The 5,714-nt window shown below is 67.0% G+C and carries 5 protein-coding genes and 1 pseudogene; all 6 read right to left on the reverse strand.

Features of this window, described 5'->3' with window-relative positions; genetic code table 11:
- Positions 1-157: 157 nt before the first annotated feature.
- A complete protein-coding gene (locus RTN46_RS16210; RefSeq protein ID WP_312182930.1) occupies positions 158-1,492 on the reverse strand; it encodes a hypothetical protein in 1,335 nt (444 codons plus the stop codon).
- Positions 1,493-1,640: 148 nt separating this feature from the next.
- Positions 1,641-1,916 carry a YHS domain-containing protein gene (locus RTN46_RS16215; RefSeq protein WP_312182932.1) on the reverse strand — a complete coding sequence of 92 codons (276 nt, stop codon included), beginning with the start codon at positions 1,914-1,916 and terminating at the stop codon, positions 1,641-1,643.
- Positions 1,917-1,969: 53 nt separating this feature from the next.
- Positions 1,970-4,255, reverse strand: a complete 2,286-nt coding sequence (locus RTN46_RS16220) for a heavy metal translocating P-type ATPase (RefSeq protein WP_312182934.1) — start codon at positions 4,253-4,255, stop codon at positions 1,970-1,972.
- Positions 4,256-4,301: 46 nt separating this feature from the next.
- Entirely contained in the window at positions 4,302-5,288 is a 987-nt protein-coding gene (locus tag RTN46_RS16225) for a heavy-metal-associated domain-containing protein (RefSeq protein ID WP_312182936.1), read from the reverse strand.
- Positions 5,285-5,497, reverse strand: a complete 213-nt coding sequence (locus RTN46_RS16230; RefSeq protein WP_312182938.1) for a heavy metal-associated domain-containing protein — start codon at positions 5,495-5,497, stop codon at positions 5,285-5,287. The genes RTN46_RS16225 and RTN46_RS16230 overlap by 4 nt, the downstream gene beginning before the upstream one ends.
- A gap of 98 nt (positions 5,498-5,595) precedes the next feature.
- Positions 5,596-5,714 (reverse strand): annotated as a pseudogene (locus RTN46_RS16235) (alpha/beta hydrolase); the annotation flags it as partial.

A 5,714-nucleotide genomic window follows, 5' to 3' on the forward strand; every position in this document is an offset into this window, starting at 1 on the left:
CGGATCCGCCATTTGGTGCAGCCGGTCGGTGGCCTGGCCGGAGCTGTCCCGGCGGCACTGGTCCTGGCCTGCCTCGGCGGCCTCTCCCTCGCCAGCGCCGCCGTCCATCTGCCCTATGCGTCAGCTGTGCTGGCCGGCTGCGTCTGAGCGGTCCAACCTAAGAGTCCCAGATGGGGCCGAAGGCCGGGATGCCGCGGCTTTCAAACCCGCTGACCACGCGTCCGGTGACCGATTTGTTTGAAACGATGATCACGGCGTCGGCCCCGGACGCCACATACGCGTCGTAGGCCAGCTCGAACACATCCGGTTTGCCCTGCTCCGTGGTGTTCCAGATGACGGCGTCCGGCTGTGCCCGCTCCACCTCGTCAACGAGCGCATTCCCGTAGGTTGCCCGCGGAGTCTTCGTGACCCACACCAGCCGGGCGCCCTGGGTATCGGTGAGCAGGTGCCCGAGGGCGGGGCCAATACCGCTTCCGGTGGCCACATACAGCACGCGGTTGAACAGGCGCTTCGCGTTGGCGACGCCGACGGTCGGGATACCCCGGACCCAGATGTGCTTGGGTGGGTTGTCAATGAACTCCCCGGTCCAGCCGCCCGCCCGGGAAATGACCATGCGGTAGCCGGAATCGCCAGGCGCCGCCGGGACGCAGGCAAACGGGTGCCAGCCCAGGAGCGGATGCCGGCTGATGGCCCGCGTGGTGCCGACCAGTGGCACGAATCCGTGGTCCAGCCGGACGATCACCGTGTGGTCCGAGGGACGCTCCACCGTGATGGGCACCTTCCGCAGCAGGATCCACGGCCAGACGGCGAGCCCGGTTGAGACCACGAGCATCCAGAAGATCGGTGAGGCCAGCAGTGCTTCGCCGAAGCCGCGCGCCGGGGCCTGCAGTTTGGCGAGGAGCAGGGCGTTGGTCCAGCCCAGCACCAGCACGGTCCAGGTTCCGAACCGGTGCGATGCTTCAAAGACGTCGTGATGGCGGGTTCGGAATCCCGGCGCAGCCAGCGCGCAGATGGTGATGAGCACCGCCGACACCAGGATCGCGAGGCCAACTGACACGTCGTCGTAGCCTGCTTCACCGTCGGCCCAGGCCGGGGCGAGGAGGACGACGTACACCACGTACCAGAAGGTTCCGGCGATGGCTCCCCCAACGTGCAGGCCGCCAACGTGGTAGTACTGTGCGAGCCGCCAGCGCAGCTGCAGCGGCCAGGAGGTGGGAGCCCTGGTCGCCAGGAAGGAGAGCAGGTTCACCATCCAGTGCTGGCGCGGCAGGATCGAAAGGAGAATGTTGATCTGCGAGACCGCCGCGATTACCTGCAGGCTGCGGGCCTGTGGCTGCCACCAGCCGGCAGCCAGGCCCCAGAGGAACACGCCTGCGTTCACGGCGAGGACACCCACGAACAGTGCCACATAGGTCATCACGCGTTTGCGGCCGCGCGAGTGGGTATCAACGGTTCCGGCAGGCTCGGCTGCCGCATCTTGAGTTGTCTTCACACCCCCATCTTCTTGGACTGAGTCCAAGAATTCGCATTGTGACGGGATTCACCGGGGAACGGGCTGTTGCGGCCGCGCACTTCGGAACTGCCTGCAGGGCCCACTCCCCGTCCGGGAACGGGATGCGGGCCCTGCAGGAGTGCCGGAGTCAGGCCATGCTGGCGGCGTACCTGGCCGGATCCGCGTCAAAGGCGGGTCCGCAGCCTGCGCAGCAGAAGTAGTACCGTTCCCCCTCGTAGTCGCGGTAGAGGCCGGCAGCCTCGGCGGCCGTTTTGCTGACTGGGCTGCCTGCCATCACCGGACAGGTGGTCAGGTCATCCGCCGGGCTGCCGCCGAGCAGGTTTCCGCGGCCATTGCCTGCCGCTGCCGGGTTGGGCGTGCTGGTGCCGCAGCAGCTGGCTTCCGCCTGGGAGTCATTCGTCATGGTGTGCCTTTCGTGTTCTGCGTGATTGGTGGGGAATGGCACCCTGGGCCTTGCTACTGCTTCGCGAGGCTCTTGAAGCCGCGCAGGCGCAGGCTGTTGCCGACAACGAAGACACTGGAGAGTGCCATCGCCGCTCCGGCAAGCATGGGATTGAGCATGCCCAGCGCTGCGACGGGAACCGCGGCGACGTTGTAGGCAAAGGCCCAGAACAGGTTGGTTTTGATCGTTCCGAGCGTCTTTCGGGAAAGCCGGATCGCATCGACGGCGCTGCGCAGGTCGCCGCGCACCAGGGTGATGTCCGAGGCTTCGATCGCGACGTCGGCGCCGGTGCCCATGGCCAGGCCAAGGTCGGCCTGTGCGAGGGCGGGTGCGTCGTTGACACCGTCGCCGATCATCGCGACGACCTTTCCTTCACCCTGCAGCCGACGGACGACGTCGACCTTCTCCTGCGGGAGCACTTCGGCAATGACTTCCTCGATGCCCACCTCCGCGGCAATCTGCCGGGCGACGGCGTCGTTGTCACCGGTGAGCAGGACCGGGGTCAGGCCGATCGCCTTGAACTGCGCAATCGCCTCCGCACTCGTCACCTTGACGGTATCGGCCACGACCAGGATGCCGCGGGCCTTTCCGTCCCACCCCACGGCGACGACGGTCTTGCCTTCACCCTCGGCCTGCGCCTTCGCGGCAGCCGTCTCGGGACTCAGCCGCAGCGACCACTCCGCGAGGAGCGATTCCCGTCCCACCACAACCGCGTGCCCGTCCACGACGCCTTGCACACCCTTGCCCGCGACGTTCGCGAAGTCCTCCGGGACCGGGAGGGTGCCGGCTTCTTCCGTGGCTCCCTTAGCGATCGCCTGGGCAATCGGGTGCTCTGAGGAATCTTCCAGCGCTCCGGCCAGGCGCAGCAGGTCAGCACGGTCGGTGCCGGGCTCGGCGATTGCGTCAACGAGCGTCATCTTGCCGGTGGTGACGGTGCCGGTCTTATCCAGCACAACCGTGTCCACCTTGCGGGTGGATTCCAGCACCTCCGGGCCCTTGATGAGGATGCCCATCTGGGCGCCGCGGCCGGTGCCGACCAGCAGTGCCGTCGGCGTTGCCAGGCCCAGCGCGCACGGGCAGGCGATAACCAGGACCGCGACGGCGGCTGTAAACGCGGCCGTCACCGGGAATCCGGCGCCCAGCCAGCCGCCAAGGGCAACGACGGCGATCATAATGACAATCGGCACAAAGACTCCGGAAATCCGGTCGGCCAGGCGCTGTACCTCCGCCTTGCCGGTCTGGGCATCCTCAACCAGCTTGGCCATCTGCGCCAGCTGGGTGTCCGAGCCGATCCGGGTGGCCCGGACTACGAGCCGGCCCCCGGCGTTGGTGGTGGCGCCGGTGACAGCATCCCCCTCGGCGACCTCCACCGGGACGGACTCGCCGGTGAGCATCGAGGCGTCCACGGCAGACGTCCCGGACACCACGACGCCGTCGGTGGCGATCTTCTCTCCCGGACGGACAATGAACTCGTCGCCGATCTGCAGCTCTTCCACCGGGATCTTCGTTTCGACGCCGCCGCGCAGCACCGAAACTTCTTTCGCACCCAGCTCCAGCAGTGCCCGAAGTGCTGCACCGGCCTGGCGCTTGGACCGCTTCTCGAAGTACCGGCCGGCCAGGATGAACATGGTCACCCCGGCGCCGACCTCGAGATAGATATTGGCCGCACCGTCGGAGGGTGCCAGTGCGAATTCGAACGGGTGGGTCATGCCGGGGGTTCCTGCGGTGCCGAAGAACAGGGCGTACAGGGACCAGAGGAACGCCGCGGACGTGCCCATCGAAATAAGCGTGTCCATGGTCGCTGCGCCCTGCCTGAGGTTGGCCCAGGCAGCCTTATGGAAAGGCCACGCTCCCCAGACGATCACCGGGGCGGCCAGCGCCAGGGACGCCCATTGCCAGTAGGTGAACTGCAGAGCGGGGATCATGGCCATGGCGATCACCGGCACGGTCAGGACAATCGAGCCGATCAGCCGGTGCCGCAGTGACACCAGTTCGGGGTCGGCGTCCTCGGAGTTGCCGGGGGCGGCGTTCCTGCTCCCGCCCTTGGGTGCGGGCACGGCCGCGGTGTACCCGGTCTTTTCGATCTCGGCGATCAGCAGCGCCGGGTCATAGCCGTCCGGGACGGTGACCTTCGCCTTTTCGGTGGCGTAGTTCACGGTGGCGCTGACGCCGTCGAGCTTGTTCAGCTTCTTCTCAATCCGGTTCGCGCAGGAGGCGCAGGTCATCCCGCCGATCTCCAGCTCGACGCCGATACCGATGCCCGTGCCTGTCGCCATGCCTGGGGCCGCTGGGGTGCTCATGTGCAGTTCCTTCTCTTTGCTGAGGTGATGTGATGGAGCGGGCAGGTCAGTGTCCGTCGCCTGAATGCGGTCCGGCCGGTGTGGCACTGCCGGTGCCGGTGTTGCCGGCGTCGAGCACAAACTCGGCGGTGTGGACCTGGCCGTCCACCTGGAAATCCAGGTACAGCAGGTAGCGGCCGGTGGTGGGAACCTGTGCTGCGAATCCAATTTCCGGTCCGGAGGTCTGCCCGGCAGCGGGTTCCTCACCCTTGGGGTGGACGTGGAGATAAGCCAGGTCGCCGTCGCGCAGTGCCACGAGGTGTCCGAAGGCGCCCAGGTAAGGCTCCAGGCTGGTGACCGGTTCGCCGTCGCGGCTGACCGTGAGGGTGAGGTCGCTGGAGGACCCCGCCGCCAGGTCACCGTCGAGCGAGACGGTGAAGCCGTCCACCTGCGCGGTTCGGCTGGGCTGCGGCTCCACGGGAGTGAAGTCTCCGGCCACCTGGACGGTTTGCGTCAGCGTCAGGGAGCCCACTTCCGCGCCGGCTGCTGCGGGCTTGAAGTCCGCGAAGACCCGATAGCTGCCGGCTTCAGACCATTCCCAGGGCGTTGACCACGTACCCGTGGATTCATCCAGTACCGGGTGGACGTGGCGGAACTGGCTGCCGTCGGAGCGGGCCACGATCAGGTGCAGGTCCTGTTCATGCGAGGTTTGGTATTCCGTGACCGGATTGCCTGCGGCGTCCTGGATCCGGAAGCCCAGGGTGCCCGGTTCCCCGGCCGCCCCTGGTGCCTGGACAGGCGACAGGAGGTAACCGTCAGCCTCGGCCGAGAGGCCCTTGACGCTGTTCGGGGCAGCCGGGTCCGCAGCGGCCGGGGTGGGCGTGGTCTTCTGTTCCGCATCGTGGGCTTCCATCTCAGCTCCTCCTGCCGGGCTCTCTTCGGCCCATTCCGTAACCGCACTGTCAGGCACAACGGCGCCGGCGACTCCGAAGGCACCACCGAAGGCCACCACCAGCCCAGCTCCGTAAAGTCCCAGGCGCGTGCCGGTGTTCATGCGCTCCGCACCGCCGAATAGCCTGCCTCCTCCACGGCGGCGAGCACCTTGGCATCGTCGAGCGGTCCGGAGGCCGTGACTGCGAGCCTGCCCGTTTGGGCGCTGACCTGGATGTCCTCGATTCCGGGGATCAGTTCCACTTCTTCGCGGACCGAGAGTTCGCAGTGCCCGCAGGTCATTCCGGTTACCTGGTATTCGTTCGTGGCCATGACGTCTTCCTTCCGTGGATTTTATACCCCTACTGGGTATCCGTAACCGACTGTATACCCCCTGAGGGTATGAATGCAACGGGTGCGGCCGGGCGTCGCTACCGCAGGTGCCGAACGAAGAACCTGGCCGCGTCCTCCCCCGCGAACTCCGGTACGCCGGTGTGCCCGCCCATGTTGGCCTGCAGCGTCTTTTCCGCGGAGCCGAAGGCATCGAACA

The organism is Arthrobacter sp. (genome assembly GCF_031988865.1).
GTDB lineage: Bacteria > Actinomycetota > Actinomycetes > Actinomycetales > Micrococcaceae > Arthrobacter_B.